The 22,985-nt window shown below is 68.7% G+C and carries 23 protein-coding genes, 4 pseudogenes and 1 riboswitch; of the genes and pseudogenes, 11 read left to right on the top strand and 16 right to left on the bottom strand.

Annotated features, from left to right (window positions below):
* Window positions 1-551: 551 nt before the first annotated feature.
* The 6 genes from ACWCPY_RS40290 to ACWCPY_RS40315 form a co-directional block, all read right to left on the bottom strand.
* Window positions 552-1,085 carry a hypothetical protein gene (locus tag ACWCPY_RS40290; protein ID WP_451273723.1) on the bottom strand — a complete coding sequence of 178 codons (534 nt, stop codon included), beginning with the start codon at window positions 1,083-1,085 and terminating at the stop codon, window positions 552-554.
* Between the two features lie 35 nt (window positions 1,086-1,120).
* Complete coding sequence (locus tag ACWCPY_RS40295) at window positions 1,121-1,819, bottom strand: HNH endonuclease family protein (protein ID WP_451273725.1); 699 nt, start codon at window positions 1,817-1,819, stop codon at window positions 1,121-1,123.
* Window positions 1,820-2,029: 210 nt separating this feature from the next.
* Complete coding sequence (locus tag ACWCPY_RS40300) at window positions 2,030-2,416, bottom strand: hypothetical protein (protein ID WP_451273727.1); 387 nt, start codon at window positions 2,414-2,416, stop codon at window positions 2,030-2,032.
* Between the two features lie 31 nt (window positions 2,417-2,447).
* A complete protein-coding gene (locus ACWCPY_RS40305; RefSeq protein ID WP_451273729.1) occupies window positions 2,448-3,302 on the bottom strand; it encodes a helix-turn-helix domain-containing protein in 855 nt (284 codons plus the stop codon).
* A gap of 227 nt (window positions 3,303-3,529) precedes the next feature.
* Window positions 3,530-3,802, bottom strand: a complete 273-nt coding sequence (locus tag ACWCPY_RS40310) for a hypothetical protein (RefSeq protein ID WP_451273731.1) — start codon at window positions 3,800-3,802, stop codon at window positions 3,530-3,532.
* 471 nt (window positions 3,803-4,273) lie between these two features.
* Window positions 4,274-6,145, bottom strand: coding sequence for a DUF4158 domain-containing protein (locus ACWCPY_RS40315; RefSeq protein ID WP_451273762.1), 1,872 nt, complete (start codon window positions 6,143-6,145; stop codon window positions 4,274-4,276).
* 132 nt (window positions 6,146-6,277) lie between these two features.
* Between ACWCPY_RS40315 and ACWCPY_RS40320 the strand changes: the two genes are divergently transcribed.
* Together ACWCPY_RS40320 and ACWCPY_RS40325 are read left to right on the top strand one after the other, a co-directional pair.
* Entirely contained in the window at window positions 6,278-6,469 is a 192-nt protein-coding gene (locus ACWCPY_RS40320; RefSeq protein WP_451273733.1) for a hypothetical protein, read from the top strand.
* Between the two features lie 198 nt (window positions 6,470-6,667).
* Window positions 6,668-8,620 (top strand): DUF4158 domain-containing protein, encoded by a 1,953-nt coding sequence (locus tag ACWCPY_RS40325; RefSeq protein WP_451273735.1) that lies wholly within the window; start codon window positions 6,668-6,670, stop codon window positions 8,618-8,620.
* A gap of 46 nt (window positions 8,621-8,666) precedes the next feature.
* Here ACWCPY_RS40325 and ACWCPY_RS40330 read toward each other — a convergent pair whose 3' ends face one another.
* A complete protein-coding gene (locus ACWCPY_RS40330; RefSeq protein ID WP_351265295.1) occupies window positions 8,667-9,134 on the bottom strand; it encodes a hypothetical protein in 468 nt (155 codons plus the stop codon).
* 251 nt (window positions 9,135-9,385) lie between these two features.
* Here ACWCPY_RS40330 and ACWCPY_RS40335 point away from each other — a divergent pair, with 251 nt between their 5' ends.
* From ACWCPY_RS40335 to ACWCPY_RS40345, 3 genes and pseudogenes are all read left to right on the top strand, one after another.
* Window positions 9,386-9,907 (top strand): SigE family RNA polymerase sigma factor, encoded by a 522-nt coding sequence (locus ACWCPY_RS40335; protein ID WP_451273764.1) that lies wholly within the window; start codon window positions 9,386-9,388, stop codon window positions 9,905-9,907.
* Window positions 9,904-10,482 (top strand): PASTA domain-containing protein, encoded by a 579-nt coding sequence (locus tag ACWCPY_RS40340; RefSeq protein ID WP_057660988.1) that lies wholly within the window; start codon window positions 9,904-9,906, stop codon window positions 10,480-10,482. The genes ACWCPY_RS40335 and ACWCPY_RS40340 overlap by 4 nt, the downstream gene beginning before the upstream one ends.
* A gap of 544 nt (window positions 10,483-11,026) precedes the next feature.
* A pseudogene (locus tag ACWCPY_RS40345) lies at window positions 11,027-11,419 on the top strand (nuclear transport factor 2 family protein); the annotation flags it as partial.
* Window positions 11,420-11,898: 479 nt separating this feature from the next.
* Here the strand turns inward: ACWCPY_RS40345 and ACWCPY_RS40350 are convergent.
* The 3 genes from ACWCPY_RS40350 to ACWCPY_RS40360 all read right to left on the bottom strand — a co-directional run bounded on the left by ACWCPY_RS40350 (window position 11,899) and on the right by ACWCPY_RS40360 (window position 15,176).
* Window positions 11,899-12,516: a hypothetical protein gene (locus tag ACWCPY_RS40350; protein ID WP_451273738.1), complete on the bottom strand. Its 618-nt coding sequence runs from the start codon at window positions 12,514-12,516 to the stop codon at window positions 11,899-11,901.
* Window positions 12,517-12,938: 422 nt separating this feature from the next.
* Window positions 12,939-13,676, bottom strand: coding sequence for a dienelactone hydrolase family protein (locus ACWCPY_RS40355; protein WP_451273740.1), 738 nt, complete (start codon window positions 13,674-13,676; stop codon window positions 12,939-12,941).
* A 642-nt stretch (window positions 13,677-14,318) separates the two neighbouring features.
* Entirely contained in the window at window positions 14,319-15,176 is an 858-nt protein-coding gene (locus ACWCPY_RS40360) for a bifunctional 5,10-methylenetetrahydrofolate dehydrogenase/5,10-methenyltetrahydrofolate cyclohydrolase (protein ID WP_451273742.1), read from the bottom strand.
* Window positions 15,177-15,198: 22 nt separating this feature from the next.
* Window positions 15,199-15,284, bottom strand: a riboswitch (ZMP/ZTP riboswitch).
* Between the two features lie 198 nt (window positions 15,285-15,482).
* Here ACWCPY_RS40360 and ACWCPY_RS40365 point away from each other — a divergent pair.
* The gene (locus ACWCPY_RS40365; RefSeq protein ID WP_451273744.1) at window positions 15,483-16,067 is read left to right on the top strand and encodes a GNAT family N-acetyltransferase; all 585 of its coding nucleotides are present in this window, start codon (window positions 15,483-15,485) and stop codon (window positions 16,065-16,067) included.
* Between the two features lie 15 nt (window positions 16,068-16,082).
* Here ACWCPY_RS40365 and ACWCPY_RS40370 read toward each other — a convergent pair.
* Window positions 16,083-16,583, bottom strand: a pseudogene (locus ACWCPY_RS40370) (ISL3 family transposase); the annotation flags it as partial.
* Between ACWCPY_RS40370 and ACWCPY_RS40375 the strand changes: the two are divergent.
* Window positions 16,582-16,680, top strand: a pseudogene (locus ACWCPY_RS40375) (aldo/keto reductase); the annotation flags it as partial. The pseudogenes ACWCPY_RS40370 and ACWCPY_RS40375 sit on opposite strands and share 2 nt — an antisense overlap.
* Before the next feature lie 46 nt (window positions 16,681-16,726).
* Here ACWCPY_RS40375 and ACWCPY_RS40380 read toward each other — a convergent pair.
* Window positions 16,727-16,969, bottom strand: a complete 243-nt coding sequence (locus ACWCPY_RS40380) for a hypothetical protein (RefSeq protein ID WP_451273746.1) — start codon at window positions 16,967-16,969, stop codon at window positions 16,727-16,729.
* An 80-nt stretch (window positions 16,970-17,049) separates the two neighbouring features.
* Here ACWCPY_RS40380 and ACWCPY_RS40385 point away from each other — a divergent pair, with 80 nt between their 5' ends.
* The gene (locus tag ACWCPY_RS40385) at window positions 17,050-17,325 is read left to right on the top strand and encodes a hypothetical protein (RefSeq protein ID WP_451273748.1); all 276 of its coding nucleotides are present in this window, start codon (window positions 17,050-17,052) and stop codon (window positions 17,323-17,325) included.
* 114 nt (window positions 17,326-17,439) lie between these two features.
* On the opposite strand, the gene ACWCPY_RS40390 is transcribed toward ACWCPY_RS40385, so the two are convergent.
* Together ACWCPY_RS40390 and ACWCPY_RS40395 are read right to left on the bottom strand one after the other, a co-directional pair.
* Window positions 17,440-17,742: a hypothetical protein gene (locus tag ACWCPY_RS40390; protein ID WP_451273750.1), complete on the bottom strand. Its 303-nt coding sequence runs from the start codon at window positions 17,740-17,742 to the stop codon at window positions 17,440-17,442.
* A 227-nt stretch (window positions 17,743-17,969) separates the two neighbouring features.
* The gene (locus ACWCPY_RS40395) at window positions 17,970-18,278 is read right to left on the bottom strand and encodes a hypothetical protein (protein WP_451273752.1); all 309 of its coding nucleotides are present in this window, start codon (window positions 18,276-18,278) and stop codon (window positions 17,970-17,972) included.
* 517 nt (window positions 18,279-18,795) lie between these two features.
* Between ACWCPY_RS40395 and ACWCPY_RS40400 the strand changes: the two are divergent.
* Window positions 18,796-19,083, top strand: a pseudogene (locus tag ACWCPY_RS40400) (hypothetical protein); the annotation flags it as partial.
* 452 nt (window positions 19,084-19,535) lie between these two features.
* Here ACWCPY_RS40400 and ACWCPY_RS40405 read toward each other — a convergent pair.
* On the bottom strand, window positions 19,536-20,408 hold the full coding sequence (locus ACWCPY_RS40405) for a haloalkane dehalogenase (RefSeq protein ID WP_451273754.1): 873 nt from the start codon (window positions 20,406-20,408) through the stop codon (window positions 19,536-19,538).
* Window positions 20,409-20,610: 202 nt separating this feature from the next.
* Here ACWCPY_RS40405 and ACWCPY_RS40410 point away from each other — a divergent pair, with 202 nt between their 5' ends.
* Window positions 20,611-20,976 carry a MarR family winged helix-turn-helix transcriptional regulator gene (locus ACWCPY_RS40410; RefSeq protein ID WP_451273756.1) on the top strand — a complete coding sequence of 122 codons (366 nt, stop codon included), beginning with the start codon at window positions 20,611-20,613 and terminating at the stop codon, window positions 20,974-20,976.
* Between the two features lie 727 nt (window positions 20,977-21,703).
* Entirely contained in the window at window positions 21,704-22,153 is a 450-nt protein-coding gene (locus tag ACWCPY_RS40415; protein ID WP_451273758.1) for a hypothetical protein, read from the top strand.
* A 343-nt stretch (window positions 22,154-22,496) separates the two neighbouring features.
* Here the strand turns inward: ACWCPY_RS40415 and ACWCPY_RS40420 are convergent, their stop codons facing one another.
* A complete protein-coding gene (locus ACWCPY_RS40420) occupies window positions 22,497-22,883 on the bottom strand; it encodes a hypothetical protein (RefSeq protein WP_451273760.1) in 387 nt (128 codons plus the stop codon).
* Window positions 22,884-22,985: the final 102 nt, after the last annotated feature.

Raw genomic sequence — 22,985 nt, forward strand, 5'->3', positions numbered from 1 at the left:
GTCGGAAGTATTTGTATCCCGCACCGAGTCACAGGCGGTCCTCCGCGACGTCTTCGTTCCGTCACAGGCGTATCGACCTCACGGTCCGCCAAGGCACCACCGAACGATCACCATCCTGGCCCGAGCTCGACCTCTGCCCCCGGTCGTAGCCGCCACCGGCAACGCGGTCCGGTCCGGCACTCTGCACCCATGACCGACGTCTTCGAGCACACCCCGCAGGTCTGGAATGCCGCTCCCGAAGTGCGTGGAGGACGCTGGGAATGCTCATGTGCCGTTTTCCCGGTGCGGACATCGATGACTGTGGGGCTGCTGCGCTCGCCCTCGGCCGGCACGTCGCGGCGCACGGGCACTTCCTCCCGCCGACGACAGCGGCGATTCCGGGTCGTTCAACGGATCGGGTGCCACCTGGACGAACGGCTGACCGTCGATGCCTGTGTGCACCAGGGGGTGCAACGCTCACCCTGGTGCAGGGGCCCGGGAAGGGGCCCTGGCTTGCAGCAGTCGGCGAAAGGCCGGCCATCTCGGGTCGTCGGTCTCGGCGGGCGTCTTGATCAGGACGTCAGGGTGACCCACCTACCGGTGCCGCCTGTCTCGACGCATTCCTGATACGGATTCAGCGGTCCCGGCTGCTCCCGGCACTTCCAGACGGATCCCGCGACGTGGACGGTCGTGACCTTTTCGCCGCCACTGTTCCAGTTCCGCGTATAGGCGCTGGCGACCTGGAGTGCTGTGGCGCAGTCCCTGGCGAGTGCCGTCCCCACCGTGAGCCCCGTTGCGCGGTCGGTGCCGCAGATGACGCCGGCCTCCTCGCCCGCGTTCTCGCCGACAGCTCTCGCCGCGGGTGTCATCAGGACCAGTACAGCGATGCCGACCGCTCCAGCGGCTGCAGTTCTCATCGACGCGTTCATCATCTTGTTCTCCTTGCGGACGTCATGCAGGCGTGGCCTGCGATCCGCGATCACGAGGTGCGGTCCCGAGGAGGTGCTGGGATCGCCGCGGGGGAAGAGGGTCGGGGCGGAGGAAGCCCGCTCCTCCCCCGCGGCGAGTCGGGGCGCGGACGGATCGTCCGCTGCTGCGGCGGTCACCGGGCGGGGCTCCTGGCCGGTGCCGCCGTGTGGGGTCAGGCGTCGCAGGTGTCGAGCATCTGGGACAGGGCTTCGGCCTCGGCGGGGTTGGCGGTGAGCTGGTAGGTGGCCTTCACGCTGATCCAGGCGCGGCTGTAGGTGCACCAGTACGACTGCAGCGGCGGCTTCCAGTTGCCGGGGTCCTTGTCACCCTTCGCGCGGTTGCTGTTGGCCGACACCGCGATCAGCTGCGAATGAGTCAGGTCGTTGGCGAAGGCGCGCCGCTCGGGCGTCGTCCACGCGGATGCTCCGGAGCGCCAGGCTTCCTTCAGGGGGACGACGTGGTCGATGTCGATGCCAGAGGCGGAAGAAATCGTCTTGCCGTCGTACTCGGAGTACCAGGTGCCGGACACAGCGCGGCACTGGTCGTCCTGGACGACGTCCTGGCCGTCGCGCTGGAGGACGACCTCGCGGGTGTCGCAGGTGCCGTACTGGGTGATCCAGTGCGGGAACTTCGCCCGGGAGTACCCGGGAACGTCGTCCTCGTCGGCCACGACCAGGTCCCCGAGCAGCTCACGGGCCTTGACCGCGTCCGGTGGTTCGGGCAGTTCGCGCAGGGTCGGGGCCCGTCCGGCGGGGGAGTGGGGGGTGGCCGCGGTGGCGGTGGTGGGGGCGGCGGTCAGCGCGAGCCCGGCGAGGGCCGAGACGGCCGTGAGGAGCGCGGTGCGGCACAGACGACGGATCATGCCGATCATGCTCCGGCCCCGCGCACCGAGGAATCGTTGCTGCCCCGCAGGTGTCACCCGCGCGGGTGGGAAGTCGTACCGGCAGCTTCAGCAGGCGATCGTTGCCGGGCAGCTGCCGAGTGCCCCGGGCTACGCCGGGGCCACCATCACATGCCGCGCCCCAGGGCGGTTGTTGGCCTGGGGCGCGGCATGGCCGTCCGAAACAGCCTCGGTGTCTGGTCAGCCATCACTCGGGAGGGTTTGTTCTCGTTGGGCAGCTGCCAGGCGGGCGCAGACGGTCGCGGGCTCGGTTCCGGTCACGGTGGCGATCTGATCGATGCTCAGCATCAGTTTGTGGTGCAGGAGGTGGGTGTCCTCGATGGCGGTGGACGTGTGGCCGCTGCGGCGTGCGACGGTCTGGGTGAACCGCTGCCACGCCCAGGCCGAGGGGCGTCGCTCGGAGACCACGGAGGTCCAGGTGCTGGCCACGGTCTCGAAGAGCTTCGATGTCGCTATCTGGGCCTCCTCCGAGGGGAGGTGGGCGGCGGCGTAGGCGTGGTAGGCAGGTCGGTGGAGGTCGTAGAACGCGTAGTAGGCGTTTGTCAGGACGGTGAGCGACAGCTTCATGGTCAGCGTTTCCTTGCTCTGCCGTTTCTGGTCAGCCGAAGGCTTCCGCGGGCAGGCTGCTGCCGGGATCGTGGTGGGGCTCGTGGCCGGGCTTGGCGTTGCACCAAAGCGGGAGGGCGATTTCGGGCAGGCTCTGCAGGGCGGTTGCAAGCTGTTGAATGACCGGCCATTCCGGGACCCCGGGGCCATGGAACGCCTCCCGGAGCTCGGCGGTGGGGATGCCCAGCCGGGTGGAGGCGAGGAGCCGGTCCTCACGGGGGGAGCCTGCGGCATAGTGCAGGGCCTGGAGGTAGGTGCGCAGGGTACGTACGGGGTCGGTAGTGATGACGGGTTCGTCGGCGGCAGTCTTCCAGAGCAACGTGGCGAACTCGGTTTCGGCGCCGCTTCCGCACTGCCTGGCGATCATTTCCACGTACGAGAGGGTGGCGGGCCGCTCGCCGGACAGGATGCGGGAGAGGTAGGAGCGGTGGATGTTCATGCGCCGAGCCAGCTCCAGCTGCGAAATCCCGGACTGCTTCCACATGAGGGTGAGCGCGCAGGCCAGACGCTGGTACGGGTCCCTCAGCGAGGCTTTCTTCGGCATGGCCCGTTTGACGGCCTGCGGCGAACCGAGCGCCAGTACGGGGCGTCTACGGTTTGCGAGATCGCGGTCGACGGCCTGCGGTGGGTACTTCCTGCGTAACCTGTCCGGGGTGACGCCCAGCAGGGGTTCGAGGTCGGTGAGCGGCTCGCCCCGGGATCGCTGGCGGACGACGAGTGCGGCGGTCGAGTCCTGCATGAGGCGGGTGAGCTCGACGGTGCATTCGAGGAGGTCGGTGGTCGCCGCATTGGGGTCGGAGGCGCGTGCGGCGAATGTCTCGGCGATCCGGACGGCGTCCACGGCCATGCCGTGCACCGCGGTACTGCAACGTGCGGCACGCTCGGCGTCCGTGGCTGGCCCCGTGCGGGCCGTCTGCCGGGGGATGGGGGGCGGTTTGTGTGAACTGGTAGGCACTGCAACTCTTTCGTGGGTGCTGGGAACGGGTTTCTGTACCCGTTCATTCGACTGACGCCGTGGTGACCTGGGCGACGGTTGTGGGGAGAGGAACGGCCACGACCGCACGGCTTGTCAGGTCAGCGTCGTTGCACCCACTGGCGGACCAGGGAAGATCCGTGAGCGGCTGTCAGGAGCAGCATCAGGGCGGGCAGCGCTCCGGGCGTGAGAATGCCTGGGATCACGAGCAGCGGCAGAGAAATCGCTACGACGGGCATGCTTCCGCGCACGGTGACAGAGGTGACAACCCGGCATGAGGTTTCAACCATGCGCGGGGCAGAAATGATACGTTCGCGGCTCGTTTCCCCTGCAAGCGTGTGAGCGGGAAGACGAGTTCGGCGTCGGTCGGCCATGGAGGGGCTCCTTTCAGGGTTCGGCTAGACGTTGAGACAGCGACAAGAGACCCCGGCACCCGGCGACCAACCTGCGGCCGGGGTCTTTGCCACCCGACGGGGGGAGTCGGGGAAAATGCAACCTACTACCTACGGCTCATGGTTGGTGCCGCAATGTAGTGGGCGTGGGTGCGTACACCCGCCCAGCCCGTCACGGTCAAACAGTTACGTAACTGACCAGTAAGGCTTAAAAGCCGACCAAAATCAGTCGGATGAAACGGACAACGGTAGCGAAGGGCTCGAATCCGCTGGAGCGGAGTGCCCCCGCGCAATCTCGCGCCACCCCCGCTCCCTCCTGTCGCGCCACGGCGGTTTCCACGGAACTTGGCACCAGACCCGTAACTCGAACGGGTGAACGGTCGTACCCGCGACCGGCAAACCCGTCACCGGCGCCCGTCGACGCCAGTCCTCGCCCAGACGCAGCCACTGCCATCACTCATGTGACGAGTCCTCCATGCCGGAGTCGGCGCCGGAGATGTGGGTGAACGCGGACGTCATGCCGGTCAGGTCGGCGACCTCCAGCAGCAGCTCGGGGAAGTCGACCTTCGGCAGCATCGCGTTGGCGAGCTGGCGGAAGGCCGGCATCAACGCGGGCTCGGCGGCTGGTCCCAGCTTGTCCGGGCGCAGCTTGCCGTCCTTGACGCTCACCGCGCTGTTGGCGGGAAGCCCGGCGACGACCTGGTGGTAGGCGCCGTGCAAAGCCCCGGCCAGTTCCGCCAGGTGCGCGGCCGGCTCCGCCTCCAGGCCGAGCGCCCTCAGCACGGTCGGCCGGGCCGTCTCCCACCGGTCACCGGCCAGCAGCTTGGCCCGCGGGTCGCCCCACCGGTCGCCGCGGCGCGCGTACACGTCGCGGCGGCGAAGAGCGCGGTGCAGGTTCTCCAGCACGCAGAACGAGTACGCCGCCTTGTCCGCCAGGCCCGGCTCGGTGCCGTGCGCGGCGAAGACCAGCCGCCGCCAGGACCCGGTCACCAGGTCCTGGGCGACCTCGGACGCCTGCAGCTTCTTGCGGTGGATCAGGTGCGGCAGCTGCCGAAGCGCCTTCACGACCGGGGCGCCGGCCTCCACCGCGCCGAAGTCGACGACGTCGACCAGCAGGCGGATGAAGCCGCGCACCGTGCCGTACCGGGTGGCCAGCGCGGCCCGCCACTCGGCGTCCTCGTCGCCCTCCTGGTCCGGCACCGCCTCGGCGATGACCACCAGTGCCTCGGCGAGCTTCTCCCTGGGCACGGCCATATCGATCGCCGACCAGGCGTCCAGCACCGAGACCGGCTCGCCGTCGGCGGTGGCCGGGGCGGTCTCCAGCAGCACCTCGACCGCCTTGGCGACCCGGCCCGCGGCCCGCTTCAGCTTCGGCAGGGCCTTGAGCTTCTCCTCCTTGCCGATCCGGTCGGCGCGGGCCAGCAGCCGGGAGGCCATCAGGACGTCGAGCAGGTCCAGGGCGTCGTCCACCGTCGCGGTCTCCAGGTGCTGCACGGTGGCCAGCAACGTGGCGGTCTTGCGGGTCTCCTCCAGGTCGCGCAGCGTCGGCGCCTTCGAGCCCATCCCGTACCGGGCCAGGCCCGCCATCCGGGCGGCCGGCACCACCGAGGTGGGCACCAGGTGCGCGCCCAGGCCCCGCACCTCCTTGGCCCGCTCCAGCGCGGCCGCCATCGCGGTGCCCGACACCCGCAACGGCCCGGTGCGCAGCCGCTCCAGCTCCGAGACGCGCTTGCCCTCGGGAACCTTCAGCAGGTCCCGCATCGCCTGGCGCAGGTCACCAGGCACCGCCTCGTCCAGCGTCCGGTAGAGCGCGCTGTTCTCCGCCGAGCGGACCTCGGCGACCAGCCGGGTCAGCGTCGTGATGCCCGGCAGCAGCACCCGGTTGTCGACCAGCCACACCACCGCCCGGTCGAACAACGCCCGCGGCCTCTCCAGCGACGCCCACACCCGAGCCGCCAGGAACGCCCGCGCCTCGCCCTCGGCGGCGGAGAACTCCCGGTAGCCGTAGGCGTCCCGGATCTCCCACGTGTGCTCGTACGCGGTCTTCGGCCGTGCGGTGTAGTCCGCCAGGCACGCCGGATCCAGCTGCAGCTGCTCGGCCACGAACACCACCGTGGACGCCGGCACCGCAACGGGGTCATCGACCAGGAACGTGCCCAGCATCCGCACCGTGCCCCACTGCACGGCGAACCCGAGCTTCGTGGCGTCCCGGCGCTTGCCCGCGACGAGCTCACGCCCCCTCTGGTCGAGACGGAAGAACTGCTCCAGCTCGCCAGACGTCGGCTCGGAAGCGAACCGGCCGTACCGGGAGGCTGTTATCTGGATCCTTCGCGCTCGACAGCCATGCTGAACTGGTCTTTTGTGTGGATGACAGTGTCAGCTACGTCTCCCTAGAGTTGCTCAGATGTCACCGGAGCTGATCCAGCTGGCACGGCACGAAACGGAGGATCCACCCGCATGACCAACCCACCGTCCGAGCGAACCCTCATCTACGCCGAAGACCTCAGACCCGAAGACGTCCGCGGCCTGGAGACGTTCCTCAACGTGCAGCTGGGGCGGGTGTGCGAGGAGGTCGGCGAGACTGGAGAGACGTCCTTCGCGATGCGGTCTCTGCTTCGCCTGGTCTGCGACTCGGCAGGGCTCCTGTAGGGGTCCAGCCAAGGTGAGCCCAAAAGGGGCAGTGAGACGATCTTGAAGGCGTGAGCCCGCGTTCCGGGCCTACCACCGAGGGCTTGGCCCTGTCCCGGGTTCCGCTGTTCTGATCCTTCACCGGCGCTGACGCCGCGATGATCCCGCGCGGACGTGTACGGCGCGTCCGGCAGGGGCTGGGCATCGGGTGGGGTGGGGATGACTTCGATCGAGCGGACTGCGTATCCGCGGTTCAAGCGGCTGATCACCGCGCGCGAGCTGCATGTGTTCTTCACCCCGTCCGAGGAGGAGCGGGCGTGGGCGGAGGAGGCCGCGGACTCCGACGAGCACCAGCTCGCGCTGCTGCTGGCGCTGAAGTCGTACCAGCGGATGGGTTGCTTCCCGAAGGCGCACGACGTGCCGGAGCAGGTGGTGGAGTTCGTGCGCCGGGCGGCGGCGCTCCCGGAGGACACTCTGCCGGTGTACGGGTCGGAGCGGACGGCCAAGAGCCAGCGGAGCATGGTCCGCCAGCGGTGCGGGATGCGCTACGACGGGCCGGGCGCCCGGGCGCTGGCCGAGGAGACGATGCGGATCGAGGCGGCGTCGAAGAACAACCCGGCGGACCTGATCAACATCGCGCTGGAGAAGCTGGTGGAGGCCGGGCTGGAGATCCCCCGGTTCTCCACCCTGGACGCGATGGCCTCCACCGTGCGGGCCCGGGTGAACGAGGAGATCCTGGCCGGCATCCGGGAGCGGATGACCGAGGACGAGCGGGTGCGGCTGCTGGGCCTGGTCGACGTCGTCGGCCTGGACGGCAGGACACTGTTCAACGCGCTCAAGCACAACCCCGGCCGGGCGACCTGGTCGAACTTCAAGCGCCTCAAGGGCCACCTGACGTGGGTCGACGGCCTCGGCGAGACCGGCAAGTGGCTGGAGTCGGTGGCGTCGGGGAAGGTCGCGGACTTCGCCGGCGAGGCGGAGGCCCAGGACGCCGCGACGCTCAAGGACTACACCGCCCGCCGCCGGGTCGCGCTGATCGTCTGCCTGGCCGCGAAGGCGAGGATGCGGGCCCGCGACGACCTGACGACGATGTTCTGCAAGCGAATGGCCGGCAAGGCGAAGAAGGCCCGTGAGGAGCTGGAGGAGATCCGGCGCCAACAGCAGGAGATCGTGGAGAGGCTGGTCGCCAACTACCGCACCCTGCTGCAGCAGGTCGACGTCGGCGGCCCCGCGCAGAGCGCGCGGGCGAAGGCCGCCGCGCTGACCAAGCAGGCGCTGGACGCGCTGGAGGGCTTGGACGAGGAGTCGAGCGCGGCCGAGGCCGTGGCGAAGCTGGAGGGCCGGGTCTCGCCCGCCCTGCTGACGTTGGCCGAGGGGCTGATGGTGCAGGCGAACGGGCTCGCCTCGCTGACCGCGGCGGTGGAGGGGCTCGGCGGTTTCGACGCCCAGTACGCGCAGATCGAGCGGGTCTCCGCGCACCACGGCGACAACTGGGAGGTGCTGTTGCACGGGCACCTGAAGGCGGACCGGCCGGTGATGTTCGACCTCACCGACGTGATCGAGCTGAAGGCGACCAGCGAGAACTCCTCCGTGCTGGACGCCCTCGCACACGCCAAGGCCCACCGGGCGATGGTGCGCGACTTCATCCCCGACCGCGACACGGACGGCCGCAGGGTCGACGTCTCCTTCGCCACGCAGAATTGGCAGAAGGCCATTCGCGACCGGCGCCGGCCCGGGCACTTCGTGCGCCGCCACTTCGAGGCGATGGTGTTCTACTACCTCGCCGACGAGCTCCGCACCGGCGATGTCGCGGTGATCGGCTCCGAGGAGTACGCCGACTGGTCCGAGCAGCTGCTGCCCTGGGAGCAGGTGGAGGCCAAGCTCCCGGAGTACCTGGCGGAGGTCGGCCTGGCCGCGTCGGGCGAGCAGGTGCCGTTCGACGGCCGCGCCCTGGTCGCCCAGCTGCGCGGGCGCCTGAGCGCGGCGGCGGCCGCAGCGGACGGCGAGTACCCGGACAACGACGAGCTGTTCATCGACCCCGACAGCGGGGTGCCCAAGCTCAAGGCCCGCCGGGCGGAGAAGCCGCGCCGCAGTGCCCTGGTGCTGGAGCAAGCGATCAAGGAGCGGATGCCCGAGCGCACGCTGCTGGGGGTCGTGGCCCGCACCGCGTAATGACCGGTGCCGTGGGCGAGAGCGTAGGCAACATCGTGGCTCCTCCTCAGAACCAGTGGGGGCGGTAGGCGCCGCCCGCGCGGGTGGGGCAGTCGTCTCCAGGCCGCAACGGCAGGTTCCCGGCCTCGTACGCGGCGTCGATCTCGTCCTTCGTCAGCTCGCGGTTTCCGACAGCGGTGAACTCCCACTTGCTGGACTCGACCTCGCTCCAGCCGTCCGGGTCGAGTTCGTAGACGCGGCGCACGAGGCCGTCCACGGCCACGATCGCGTACTGGGCCTCAGCACGGACCCTCTTGCCAATGGGCCAGATCCCCCGGTCGCTCGCGTACTGCCCGGCGTCGCCGACTTCGCCGTACGCGCCGCGCGGGTCGGCGGGGTCCTCCCGAACCCGGTCCCGCCGCGAGATCACCGCGGCCACCTTCTTGCCGTGGCGGACATGACCGAAGCGCTGCTCGGCGGCCTGTCGGCTGGTGCCGAGCGCGTCGCCGACGTCGGCGAACGTAGTATCTGGCAAGAGGCGCCCCCGTTCTTCTCGGCCGACTGCGGGCCGCCCGCCCGGCGGCCCTCCGCTTCGCCGGGCCCCGCCCGCACCCCGGGCGGCAGCGGCGCGAGGTCCTGGGACACCCTTCCGTCCCGGCTGTGATTCACGTCACTGCCGGCGGCTCGGTGCAGCACCCGGCCCCGTTCCGCCGTCATGGGGGCAGTGATCGGGACGGGACGAGGAGAGGAGGTCGGCGGGTGAGGTTTCGCAGGAGCGGTCCGGGCATCGGATTCACGGAGTTCGTCGCACAGCGGTCGGGAGCGTTGTTCCGCACCGCGTATGCGCTGACCGGTGACGTGCACGTGGCCGAGGATCTGGTGCAGGAGACGCTGGAGCGGGCGTGCCGACAGTGGCGGAAGGTCTCGGTGGCGGACTCGCCGGAGGCGTACGTGCGCAAAGTGCTGGTCAACCTGGCCAACGACCGCTGGCGGCGGCTGTCGCGCCGGGGCGAGCGCCCCGGGCTGTCGGGGGTGCCCGAGACGGCCGACCCCCGGGACCGGTTCGGGCAGGTGGATCTGCGCGCGGAACTGATCGAGGCACTGCTCGGGCTGCCGATGGGCATGCGCAGCGTGGTGGTCCTGTACTACCTGCACGATCTGGACGCCCGGCAGGTCGCCGACGTCCTGGACATCTCTTCGAGTGCGGTGAGGTCCCAGCTCGCCCGCGGCCTGGCCAAGCTGCGCGATTCCGTATCGGGCGCCCAGGCGCCGCACACGCCGTCGGCCGCTTTCGGAGGTACGAAGTGAGGAACACGTCGTCCGGACCGGCCCCGTTCGAGCCGGGCCTCGAAGCCGAGCTGCGTGCCGCGGTGGCCTCCTTCGCCGACGGGCCGACGGCGCCGGTCGTCGACGCGGCCGCGATCGAGCGAGCCGTCAGCCGCAGCCGCCCCCGCCGGGCGCTCCTCGGCACCGCTGCGGCGTGCTGCGTGCTGGCGTGCGCCACGGTGGGGTTCTTCGCGCTGAAGCCCGTGCCGCCCGCGCCCGGCGCCTCCCCGTCCCTGTCCCCACCGGCGAACGGGGCGTGCACCCCGCTCGCCACCGGCACCCCCAAGAGCGGAAGCGCCGATGCGACTCCGACACAGGAGCAGGAGCAGACCGCGGGAGCGGGCATCGCGCTGCCGGACCTGGCCGGCATGCCGGTCGAACAGGCCGGAAGCCTGCTGCGCGGACTCGGACTGAGCTGCACGATCATGCGGCACACGGACTGGAACGCTCCCGCCGGGCAGGTGATCAGCAGTCAGCCCCGGGGCGGCGCAGAACCGGTGGCACCGGGCTCGTCCGTCCTCCTGCTGGTCTCGACGGGCAAACCCGGCGGAACCTGAGCGACCGGGCCCTTCGGCCCGCGCACCGGCCGAGTGACCCAGGGGCCGGTGCCGGGCAGTCCGTCGACCGCGGCGCACCGGCTGGACGCCCGCCCCTCCGGGCCGCTGCTGGACTTTTCCGAGGGGCGCGTGCGGGGAGAGGAGTGGGGGGGACCTATGAGTGGTGTGCATCGTGACCTGCCACTTCACGATGCACACCACTCATAGGCTCGCCGCGGTCCGCCAGCGCGGGGAAATGGCCCCTTGTCTGGCCACCAGCCAGCTGCATGGAGGATGTCGCTCTCCTCCGCGCCCGTGAACCGCACGACCTCGAAGGGCTGCGTCGCGCTCTCCCGATCCACCGGGCCGTGATGGAACGTCACCGGGCCGTCGATCCCAGGGACCATACGGCTCACCACGACTGGCTCTTGGCTGTCGTCATTCGTCATGACCAAGATTCTGGCGGTCCCGGCAGTGGGAAGGAGGACGTTCTGAGATCAGGGGGCGGGCTGCTTCACCTCAAGATCATCCCACTGCCCCTTTTGGGCTCACCTTGGCTGGACCCCGCCTTGACCTGGGAGATCCGAGCGGTGTCGCGGACCTCTTCACGCCTGACGGGGTGTGGGAGTGGCCTCACGGCGACCGCAGAGTGGAAGGGCGTGAGGCGCTCCGCAGCTACTTTGGTTCGCGCCCCAAGGACCGGCTGTCACGCCGCATGTCTACGAACATCTTGGTCACGGTGAATTCTGCGTCGGCGGCCACCGCCACCTCTTACTTCGCCACTTACCGGGTCGACGGCTATGCCGATGGCATGGTGCCCCCGAGGCTCCCCGCGAACGTGGGCCACTACGAGGACACGTTCCGGAAGGTCGAGGACACCTGGCTCCTCGCCAGCCGAGTCACGCACCTACCCTTCGGCGGAGAGACGGTGCGTCTCAGCCACCCCGATCAGTCGTGACTGTGGGGGCCAACCTGGCTATGTCCACCCGCCGCCGTGGCGCTGGCCCGGCGGCTTCACCACGAACCCACGGATCCGACGCCGCGAGGCACAGCGACAGACCCTTGGGTTCCCACCGGGAACCCTTCGGTTTTCGCGAACTCGCGGGAGTTCCGGGGTGTGACCGAGATACGCGCCAAAGGGGCAACGGGATGATCTTGAAGCCCTGATCCGCTCGGATTCATGTGCGGCGACGTGCAGCGGGGTCGCGTTCGGCGACGTGCCGGGCGACCGAGTCGACGCCGGGGCGGGCATACCGCTCCAGGGAGCGGACGTAAGGCGTGGCGGGAGCGGGCCAGCGGCATCGGGGTCGAGGTGCCGTCCCCTGCGTCAGGGCACTGTGCCGTAGCCGGTGCAGGGTTCAGCTGTCCAGATCCTTGATGTCGTCGGGTGAGGCTAGGGGGTTGGCCAGCAGCCGAGTGTTCTCCTCGAAGATCTCCTCAGCGCGGCGGTAGGAGAGCCGGGCACGGCCGGTCTCCGGGCACACGTCGAGCGTCGGTGTTCCGGCCGGTGCCTTGCGGTCGGTGAGAAACAGCGGGCCGCACGTGCGGCGGGCGATGAGCCGGGGCAGTAGCTGGGCGGTGCCGGAATGCCAGTGAATCCACTCGGTTGCCCGCCCTTGGCGGTGTTCTTCCCCGCTTGTCCTGCGGGTACAGGTCTTCTACGTTGAGACACAGCACCTCGTCGGCCCGAGCGGCGGACTCGTAGAGCATCTTCCACTGCGTCTTCTCCCGGAGCCCGACGTCGAGGCGCCACAGGGCGGAGATCTGGTTCTGCGCCAGGGCCTTGGTGCGGTCGGGCGGCGCCGGCCGCCGCTCGATGCCGATCGTGGGATCGCCTTCGATCCAGCCTTGGCGCTGCCACCAGCCGATCGCCTTGCGCGCGACGGACAGCTCCCGGTTGACGGTGTCGGCGTCCACCTCATCCGCTCGCGCCGCCGTCAGCTCAGCCAGCACCTCCGGCAGTGCCGGGTCGTCGATCGCGGCGGCGGGGAAGACGGGGGCTTCGCGCCCCGGCGGGCGGGTCCGGTCGGCGTTGGTTCGCCGGCGAGCATCCATCCCCACGTCGTCAGCGAGATCCGGTAGATTTGCGCGGAGGACTTCGCGATGCCCGCGCCGGTGAGGTAGCGCTCGACCGCCGCGGCGTACGACGCGGGCGGGGCAGACAGCGGTACTCGGCAACCGAGGCGCGCCCCCATTCCCGAGATCGGTCACCGATTCGATCGTCACGCCGCCCCGCCTTCCTGACACTGCCGCAGTAAATGCGTACACCTCGCCGCGGCGGCCGGAATGGCCCGCCGCAGGTCGCGCAGATCACCGAGGGGCTCTGCCGCAGTAAATCCGGCATTTGCTGCGGCAATTGTGCATACGTCTCCGCAATCAAGCATCTGCCCGAATGTGGTTCTGCTGTGCGGACTTGAGGGGAGGGGACTGCCAGTGCCCGACGCCGCCCAGGCCTGGCGCCAGCGTGTTTGCCTGGGTCATACCCCCAGGTTCTCCGTCACGGGCAGGCACTCGGCGAGCAGGTCGACGACGTCGCGCCAGGCTCGCTGCGCGTGCCGTGGGTGGTAGCCGACGCCGGGGACCATGGGGTGGTCGACCGGTGGGTGGTGGAAGGCGTGCAAGGCGCCGCCGTAGACCGCGAGGCGCCAGTCGACGCCCGCAGCCTGCATCTCAGCGGTGAACGCGTTCCGTTGCGCGGGCGGCATGATCGGGTCTTCCGACCCGACCCCGGCCCACACCGGGCAGCGAATGCGCGCCGCCTCGCCCGGTCGGCCCGTGGTGGTTGCGTTGACTGTCCCGATCGCGCGCAGGTTGACGCCATCGCGCCCGAGTTCCAGCGCGATGGCGCCCCCGGTGCCGTAGCCGACGGCTGCTATCCGGTCGGGGTCGGTCCGCGGTTCGGTGCGCAACACGTCGAGCGCCGCGTGGCCGATGCCCCGCATCCGATCGGGATCAGCGAGCAGCGGCATGCAACGGGCCAGCATCTCCTCGGGGTCGCCCAAATAGCGCCCACCATGAAGGTCGAAGGCCAGCGCTACATATCCCAGCTCGGCGAGAGCATCGGCCCTGCGGCGCTCGACGTCGCTGAGCCCCATGCCCTCTGGTCCGAGCAGCACCGCGGGCCGACGTTCGACACCGGCCGGGAGCGCGAGGTGCCCGATCATCGTCAAACCGTCGGCCGGATACTCGACTGTACACGTCGTAATCGTTGTCATGAATCTGGACTGTAGTGATCGTCGAGCCCGGTCCCGCCGGTGTTCTGCCGCTGGCAGAACAGCCCGGGTATCCCAAATACGGCGAGGGCACGATCTTCATGGGCCTGTCGGGGTCGTCGCGCTCGATCCCGGCCGGGGCTTCGGGCCCTGGCGGTGCCAGAGCGGGGAGGCGGGCGGCTCGGGGTAGGCAAGGGTGTGGTTTGCGTCGTGCAGTCGGGTGCTGCTCACGGGACCGCCGAGGGAGGGGCCAGACATGGTCGTCGTCGCGCCGGCGCTTGGCCTGGACGTCGGAGGCGAACCGGCCGAGGCGGGCCTCGGTGGGATTCGCGGCAATCTAGGCCTCGGCGCAGCTCTTGTGGGCGGGTCTCTGCGTGCCGTCTTCGACGTCTTCGTCGTTGAAGTGGGCAGCGTTGGGTGCTCGTCATGGACACCCTGTGCGGTTGTGTCGTCGCGTCAGTCCGGGCTCGCCAGGGTCGCGGAGAAGAACCGACGCACCCTCGGCAAGCTCGACACGATCATCGGCGCTCTCGAAGGGGCCACCGAGGCCCCGATCGTCGTCGGCGGCCAGGCGGCGAGCCGTCACCAGAAGGACAGCCGACCCGACACACGGTCCCCAGTTCTAGGTGAAGAACTTCAGTGTTCTCAGATCCCCAGTTGGTTTGCGGCGGCTTCCACGGTCTGCGCGAGCAGGACGGCGATGGTCATCGGTCCGACGCCGCCGGGCACGGGAGTGATCAGGCGGGCACGGGTGCGGGCGGTGTCGAAGTCCACGTCGCCGACGTTGCCCGGGTTGTAACCGGCGTCGATCACTACCGCTCCGGACTTGATGTCCTCGCCCCGGATCAGCCGAGGCCGCCCCACGGCCGCTACCACGACGTCCGCTTCCCGGACGATCGCTGGCAGGTCCGCTGTGCGCGAGTGGCAATACGTCACCGTTGCATCCCTCGCCAGAAGGAGCATCCCCACCGGTTTGCCGAGAATCGCACTGCGGCCCACTACGACGGCCTGCTTGCCAGTCAGTTCTACGTCGTACGCCTCCAGCAGCCGCATGATCCCGCCGGGAGTGCAGGACACGAAGCCCGGCAGCGCGAAGCTCATCGCGGCGAAGGAATGCATCGTGACCCCGTCGACATCCTTCTCCGGGGCAATGGCCTCGAACGCCGCTCGCTCGTCGATGTGCGGGCCGCAAGGATGCTGAAGCAGGATCCCGTGGACTTCCGGATCACCGGACAGGCCGGCGAGGGTGTCGATCAATTCGGCGGTCGTGGTGGCGGCCGGCAGACCGATATGCCGGGACTGGATACCTGCCTTCGCGCACCGTGCCCGCTTCATGCGGACATACGTGACCGAAGCGGGATCCTCTCCCACCAGAACCGTCGCCAGACAGGGACCGGCACCCGTGCGCCGTGAGATCTCCGCCGCCCTGGCCGCAGCCCCTTCGATGATGGATTTGGCGAGACCAGTGCCGTCCATGAGCCGGGCCGACTGAGTCGCGGACATCATTGCCCTCCAGGCGTTGCTGACCACTCGCCCAGGCGCACGGCAACGACATCTCGTCAGACCGCTCCCCGGTGGTTCTCCACCTCAGCGCCAGTCACGGCCCACACGCACTGTAGTAGACGCCGCATCCTCACCAGGCACCAATCAGCGTCCTCGGCCAGGAAGCGACTTACGAACCTCCGCCCCTCTGCGTTGACGTCAATTCTCGGGCTCTGGCACAACTTCCGTGCAGCGGTTACTGTGCGTGATGGCGGCATCGTCTGCGTCTCAACGCTGGGGCCGTGATCCCGAAGCTATGGTTCGGCGATGAGCAACGACCCTCTCCTCGGCCGCGCCACCCGTCTCGTTCCATTGTCCGTCGCTCACGCAGAAGCGCTGTTCCCCTCAGCATCGGATCCCGAGGTCTGGCGTTGGATGCCTCGGCCTCGCCCCAGTTCCCTTATGGAGACGCGGGAGATGATCAGCCAGATGCTGGCGGATCGGGCTAGGCAATGCTTTGCCGTGCAGCGCCTGACGGACGCGGCAGTGATCGGCTCGACCAGTCTGTATGAACTTGACCTCGCTGAGGGCCGCGCTGAGATTGGTGCGACCTGGTTCGATCGCGCTTGTTGGGGCGGTCCCTACAATGCAGAGTCCAAGCTACTGCTGTTGACACACGCCTTCGACAGTCTGGGCCTTGTTCGAATCGCCTTGCGTACCGACAACCTCAACGTACGGTCCCAGCAGGCGATGATGCGGCTGGGGCTGGTCCATGAAGGGACGTTGCGCAGCCACATGGTGCGTCAGGACGGCACACGTCGTGATTCCCTGTACTACAGCGTCCTCGCGGGCGAATGGCCATCCGTGCGCGACAAGCTGGTCACTCGGGTGGCGGCCAAAGCCTCTGTCTGACCGTGTAGTGGCCCGTCACCGAGCCGGGAGGACCCGCTTCCGCAGGAGAGTAAAGCCTGCGCGGCCGAACATCTGCCTCTTGAGCATCTTGATCCGGTTGACGTGTCCCTCGACGACGCCTGAGTTCCAGGGCAGGGTGAGGCCCGCGATGACAGCGTCGCGGTCTCGGTCGATGCCGGCGGCCAGGGGGTGGAGGCTAGGCAGGTCGTCCTGTCGGACGGCGTCGAGCCAGTCCGGCAGACGCTCGCCCTGACGCCCGGTGAGCATGACCGCGAAGGACCGGACATGCCTGGTGAGCGCATCGAGTTCTGGGCAGTGCGTCCGCACGTTCTTGAGCTGTAGCTGCTCAGATTCGGTGAGGGTGTCCGGGTGCCGGAGGATCCATCCGGCGACGACTCGGGGTAGGGGCGGCCGTGCGGTCACCGGGCGCGGCGAGGTGCGCTTCTTGCGGAGGTAGGCGCGGACGCGCTGGTAGCTGCCTTTGTAGCCGAGCGGGACGATCTCCTCCCAGAGCTTCCTCGACCTGTACCAGATCCACCGCTGGGACTACGACACTCCGATCGAGGAAACCCTCGAGGCGCTGCACGACGCGGTCAAGTCCGGGAAGGTCCGGGGCGGCGAGCCCTGGTCGCTGGGTGCGGACGCCAGCCGGGACATCATCAAGCAGGCCCTCTCCGTGTCGCGATCTGGCTGAAGCTGGGCATGCCGAGATCGATCACTTGGTGTTGACGGACCTGCTCTGCGTCAAGCTGGGTGATCTTCTCCTCTGCACTGGCCAGGCTGCCTTGCAGTCCCTCGATCTCACCGAGCCATCCCTCCTGTTCGGCTTCGCTGATTCGGGCAATCAGGTTGTCGCGAATCTCGACGAGACGGTGTCTCTGAGCCGGATCCGGCCGGAGCATGGAGCATCGAATGCACGCTTCTCTGAACTTGCCAGTTGCGGCCCCTCGATCCCCTCCAGGGCCTCGATAGAGTCGGGGTGATGACTGGGAGCCGAGGCCGCTGGCCGAAGATCGATGAAGAACGCGGCGTCGAGGACGTGACTCTCCTGATCCTGGAGTGGCTGGGCGAGCAGGGTGTGAACGCCATGATCAGGATGGACGCCGAGAGGCTGGCTGACAACGCGCCAGCGTGGACGTTCGCCGCCAGTGGCGGCCCGTTGGCGAATGGGATGCGAGCTGAGGGGAGGACTGTCCAGCAGTGCATGTTTGTCGCTCTGGCCCGGCTGCGTGACGCTGGCCTGTCGGTTCCGTTTTGATCACCGGCTGCCGTTTAGCTTCGATCACGAAGCCGTCTTCGTCGTTTCGACCGTTCCTGTGGACTGGTTGAGCTCGACCTCTCTTAACTCCGCTTCGAAGCAAGTCAGTTGAGGTCAAGGCAGGTGCTGTCGGGTCGCGGTCCAGGCGACGATTCGCTCACGGACCGGGCCAGGTTCCAGGTGACCGGCCAGGTTGTCCAGATGGGCTGTCAGACTCTTGTGCCACCGCAGCTCGCGGATCTGCTCGATGGGAAGGTCGCGCCAGCCCTCGGCGAGACCAGCGGCCCGTGTGAGCGTGAAGGTCAGCGCGTCGAGCGTGTCGGACGCCAGCGCTTCTGGACTCCAGTCGGGGTCGGTGTCGTCAGGGCCTAGCCGGTCGATCACCCACATCCGGAGCATGAAGTCCTGCTGAGCCAACCGCGCAGAGGCTCCTCGGCGTTGTCGAGCATGCGCCGGTCGCGAGCAGCGACAGCTTCGCCCACTGGCGACGGGCTTCCTGGGGGTGGATGGAGTCGTAGGCATGTCCCTGCGCGGCGACGCGTGCTGTCTCAAGTTGCTGGCCGAGGGCGTCATGGATGAACGTCTGCAGCTGGTCGAGTGTCCACGTGCTCAAATCGCGGCCTGGTTCTTCTCGATATGTGTCGCTACTCAAGGTCCCCCCTCCTGGTCGTAGGCATGCCGAGGCTGATGGCGGCCTTCTGGGACCGCCTGTCGATCTGGGCGAGCTTATCCTCGGCGCCGGCAAGGCTGACTTTCAGTCCCTCGACCCCGCCGAGCCAGCCCTCGCGCTCGGCCTCAGCGATGCGGGCGATGAGATTGTCGCGAATCTCCTCCACGGGAAAGCCCTCACATTTCACCTCTCGCTCTGAGACCTGTGCAACGACCGGCCACAGAGCGGCACCCCTTGAGAACCGACCTCCGGCTCCCAACGAGAGGGTCTCCAACAACGTCACGCCACAGGTTCAGAACCTCCAAAGAAGGAGGCCGGAGTGGAGACCAGGAGGGCGACGGTGGGGACTCAAGAATTCGTTGGCTGTCGGTGTTCCCTGCTGGAACGATCCTGGGATGACCGACCACCGTGACGCCGTCCTCCGCCTGTGGGGTCGCCAGCTTTACGAGCGTCAGGGCGAGCCACTCGCCTGGGCGGAGGCGGTCCTGGAGGCCACCGGTCGCCCGCCGACAGCCGTCACCGCGGCGATGTCCGGTCGACTCGACGCCCTCGCTGATTCCCCATCGGACCGCGCATGGCTGCTGTTCCGTACGGTCGACAAGCTGGCCGCGAACCTGCGAGGCGACGGCCGCTACGACGCGGACGTCGGCACCAGAATCGGCCCACTGGCCCTGGGGTTGGGCGAGCTCGAACCACCGCTCGCCGGCCCGCTCGGGGACTCGCTCGGCCACCCGCCGGACGGGCCGGCATCCCTCGTCACCGTCCACGCCGCCGAGCTGAGCAGGAACCGCACGATCCGGATGCGGGCGATCGACGCCCTGCTGGAGTGGGCCGAGCTCGGCCATCCGCAGGCCCGGGCGGCCCTGTCCGAGGTCGCCTCCGACCACCGGACGCAGGATGTCACCGTCTGGACCAAAACGCTCAACCGGATCGCCCTGTTCGGCGACGCGAGCGTCGAACCGGGCCTCCTGCGCGCGCTCGCCGACACCGAGCATCGCGGGGTGCGGTGGTCGGCGCTCGCCTGTGCCGAACTCGGCTTCCGCCGGGCCGTTCCGCTGATCACCGCCCTGCTGGAGCATCCCGATCCGATGGTCCGCGAGGGTGCCTGCGAGGCGCTCGGCCTCTGCTCGACGAACGCCTTGATCCCTTCGTTCGCCGTGAACAGCTCCGCATTCCTGGCCTCCCCTGCGATGCCGGTGAACAGCCGCTCCGGGTGCGAGGCGATCTCCTCGGCCAGGGTCAGAGCTCGGGCGACCGGTTCGATGATCCACCAGTGCTTGCGGGGGAAGTCCTCCTCGCCCTTGGCCTCCGCCGAGACCACGGCCGGCGCCCCGAAGCGCTCGACCACCGAGCTCTTGACGACCTCCTGGACTACTGGCGGGAGGGGGTTATCCCGACCGTGCACTATTCCCTCACGAAGTTCTTCTCGCCGAGATGGCGGACAGCACCACTGCGGCGTCGTCGCGATCAAGCGTCCCGGTGGCTGGCCTAACATCAGCTCCATCGATAGCCCGCGTGTGCGCGTCGTTGACGAAGGTGATCAGCGTTGCCGGTCTCCGGTCAGAGTGTGCCGCCGAGCCCATGCGTCGATCGCGTGGGCGATGGCCTGGGGTTGGTCCTCGGGTGCGTGGTGGCCGGCCGGTCCGCAGTGCCGGGTTTCTAGCGCGGCAAGGTTCGCTGCGCACCATTCGGCCATCTCTGTGCCGATCAGCAAGGTGGGCGAGGAGTCGAAGGTGAGGAGCAACTTGGGGACCTCGTCGCTGTCGGCCAGCCATTTGACGTACTGCTCGACCCGTTCGGCGACATCGGTCGGCTGTCCGTCCAGCGGTAGCGAGCGTGCCCACTCCAGCATCGGGCGACGGCTTTCCCGAGTGGGGTACGGCGCCCGGTAGGACTGCATGTCAGCCTCGCTGACTGGGTTCAGCACGCCGCCGGTGAAGGCCGACTCCAGGAAGACGTTCTGGTCCAGCACCAGTGTCTCGCCCTGGGGGCCGCGCATGGCCTGGGCGCGCGAGCGCGGTCCGTCGCCCAGCTCGCTCCAGGACATCGGCCGAACAATGGTTTCACAGAAGGCCATACCGCGGATCCGGTCAGGGTGGCGAGTCGCCCAGTCGAAGGCGAGTGCGCCGCCCCAGTCGTGGCCGACGAGCACCACCCCGTCCAGGTCCAGCTGGTCGAACCAGTCGTCCAGGTAGCGGGCGTGGTCGGCGAACCGGTACAGGACGTTGGGCTTGCCGGAACGGCCCATGCCGATCAAGTCCGGGGCGAGCAGGCGGGCGGGCAGGTCGATTTCGGGCAGCACCTTGCGCCACAGGTGCGATGAGCTTGGGTTGCCGTGCAGAAAGACGAAGGGGGTGCCGCTGCCGACCTCCTCGTAGAACATCGTCGAGTCCAGCACGTTCGCCACCGGCATGACGTTCTCCAATTGGTTCGTCCCACTAACATTCCATTGCCGGGCAGAGTATTTTGTTAGTGTGACTAACGCAAGGGATGCGGGCACGAGTAACTACCCGCCCGACACGGCTCGCTCGGCCGACCGGCAGGCCACTGCCATGCGGCTGCGGAATCTGCGAACCCGGCTCCTGTCACTGGCCGCGATCCAGTCGGATCGTCTAGTGAACGAGAAGCTGGTGCGGACGGGCTCCCGCAAGTGGCATTACGCGGTACTCGCCACGCTGGAGGAGTTCGGACCCGCAAGCCAGGCAGAACTGGTCTCCCGCACCGGGATCTACCGCAGTGACATGGTCACGGTCATCAACGAGCTGGCCGATCGCGAACTGGTGGAACGCTCGCCCAACCCCGCCGACCGCCGACAGAACATCATTACCCTCACCCGGCAGGGCCACCGGCAACTGCTGAAGCTCGACAAACTGCTGACCCAAGCGGAGAGCGAGCTGCTTGCGCCACTTTCACCGCCGGAACGCGAGCAGTTGGCCCGGCTCCTCGCCGTCCTTGTGCACCACCACGGCCAGGACATATGAACAAGCCGCGCACCCTCACCCGGATCGAAGCGGTGCACGGACCTACGCATCCCTGAGTCCGTCCGTCGACGAGCAGGGGGCGGTGGCTGGCGCGGTGGCCGGGCAGGGGGCGGTGGCTGGCGCGGTGGCCGAGCAGGTGGCGCACGGACCCCTCCCACCAGTCGGCGGCCAGTTGTCCGAGGCCGGGCAGCGTGCGGGCGGCCTTCCACCGCTTACGGTCCGAGCGGCTCATCCAGGACAGGTACACAGCCTCTCTTCACACGAGGTCGGGGCGGGACGGTCAGAGCAGTGGCGCGTGATTCCGGGCGGCCACCACCAGCCCCGGGCGCAGGGCCTGGGACCGGCGGTGGCGGGCCGGTCAGTTGCGACGGCGCCGGGGGCCTGCGCCCTGCGTGGCGCGGGGGGATGCGCACGTCGCCGGACATGTGCCCGGTCCAGCGCCGCTCCTGGGCGAGTGTCGGAATGCGCTTCGGCTTCGCCAGGTCGATTCGGTACAGCCACGCCTTGCGCTTGCCGCCTCGCCAGACAGAGATCGGAGAGATGCTGAACGGCAGCCGCCAGCGGGCCAACAAGCTCGCGGCCAGACCCGACTTGCACGCGCCCGTCGCCCAGACGAAGGCCAGCAGAGTGTGGGCACGGGAGGCTTTCGTGAAGTGGGAGCAGGGCTGGGACCGCACAAGTGTCGGTAGCCGGCCCCCGAGGAACGCCGCTCAGCAGCAGTAAGCTAATGACCGACCCCATGGCGCCGGACGACATCCTCCGCGCATGCGGCTACCTCGAAGCGGTATGGCGCGGCAACGAGGCCGACACGGCCGCGCTCCTGCGGCACGAACCCGGAGAGACCCCGACAGCAGTCCTGCTGACCGACCTCGGCGAAAGCATCATGCAGCAGCTACTGCCCGCCCAGGCCGGCATCCACGACGGCATGCCCGACCACGAACTCGCAGCCGCGGCAGAGAAAATGCACACCGACCCGACTGTCCAGGTCTCCAGAGTCCTCCTGGAAACACTCAAGGCCCTCGCCCCGACCACAGCACCTGACCAGACCGAGATCATCGCCCGCGCCCTCATCAGCTACCCCCTCTCCATCAGCAAAGCCACCGAAGACGACGTCCTGCCCATGCTCGACACCCTGCGCCAAGCCGCAATCCAGCGCAGCAGCGGCCCGTCCAGTTGAAGAAACGGCTGCCGACATACCGCGGTCGGTACGGCCGGTGTCGGGGTCGGGACTGCCTGCGTGGTTAGTCATCGCGGCCCTGCCCAGGTCAGCTGCGGCAGCAGGAGAGCCAGCCGCCAGCCTTCTGAAACGGTCTGATCGACTTCCCGCTCCTGGCGCTCGCGCACTGGATGCGCACCGTTAGGGAAAGTGCACGGGCATCGTCAGTACGCGTTGCGGTGCCGTGGGAGCCATCAGGCACCCTCCCGGTGCAGGCACGTGCCTGACGGGGCGTGGAGGAAGCCGCCCGATGCCTGCGCCTGGACTTGGGCAGGATCGTCCGGGGTGCAGGCACCGGCGGTACTCAGCTGTCCCTGGCGCTCTTGGCGGAGGGGGGCAGTGCCAGATCGAGCAGGGCGTTGACGGTCTTGCCGTCCAGTTCGCTGTCGAGGTGGAAGGATCGTCGCAGGAGACGGCCGACCTTCTCGGGAGGGAGGCCGAGGCGCAGGCGGGCAATCAGGCAGATCTCGCCGAAGAGTCCCGGGGTGCGGTTCGGTTCCCGCTGGATGTACCAGTCGAGAAGCTTCACCACATCGGTCCTGATATCTCCGAGAGAAACCTCGCCTCCCTGCTCCCGGGCGCTCTCGACGTCTACGGCGAGGCCGCCGATGACAGCCTCGATCAGTGTCGTGTGCAGTGCCGAGACAGGAATCAGGCTCCCGGGGCCGTCCGTGAGGGCGACTGCTGGCACCTTGTGGCTAGTGCAGCACCGCGTTGATCCTTCGGGGGTCTGAGCGGTCAGGCGGGTGGGTCGCCGAGGTAGAGGCCGGCGGCGCAGTCGAGGGCGGCTTCG

The sequence above is a fragment of the Streptomyces sp. NPDC002403 genome, assembly GCF_053593015.1.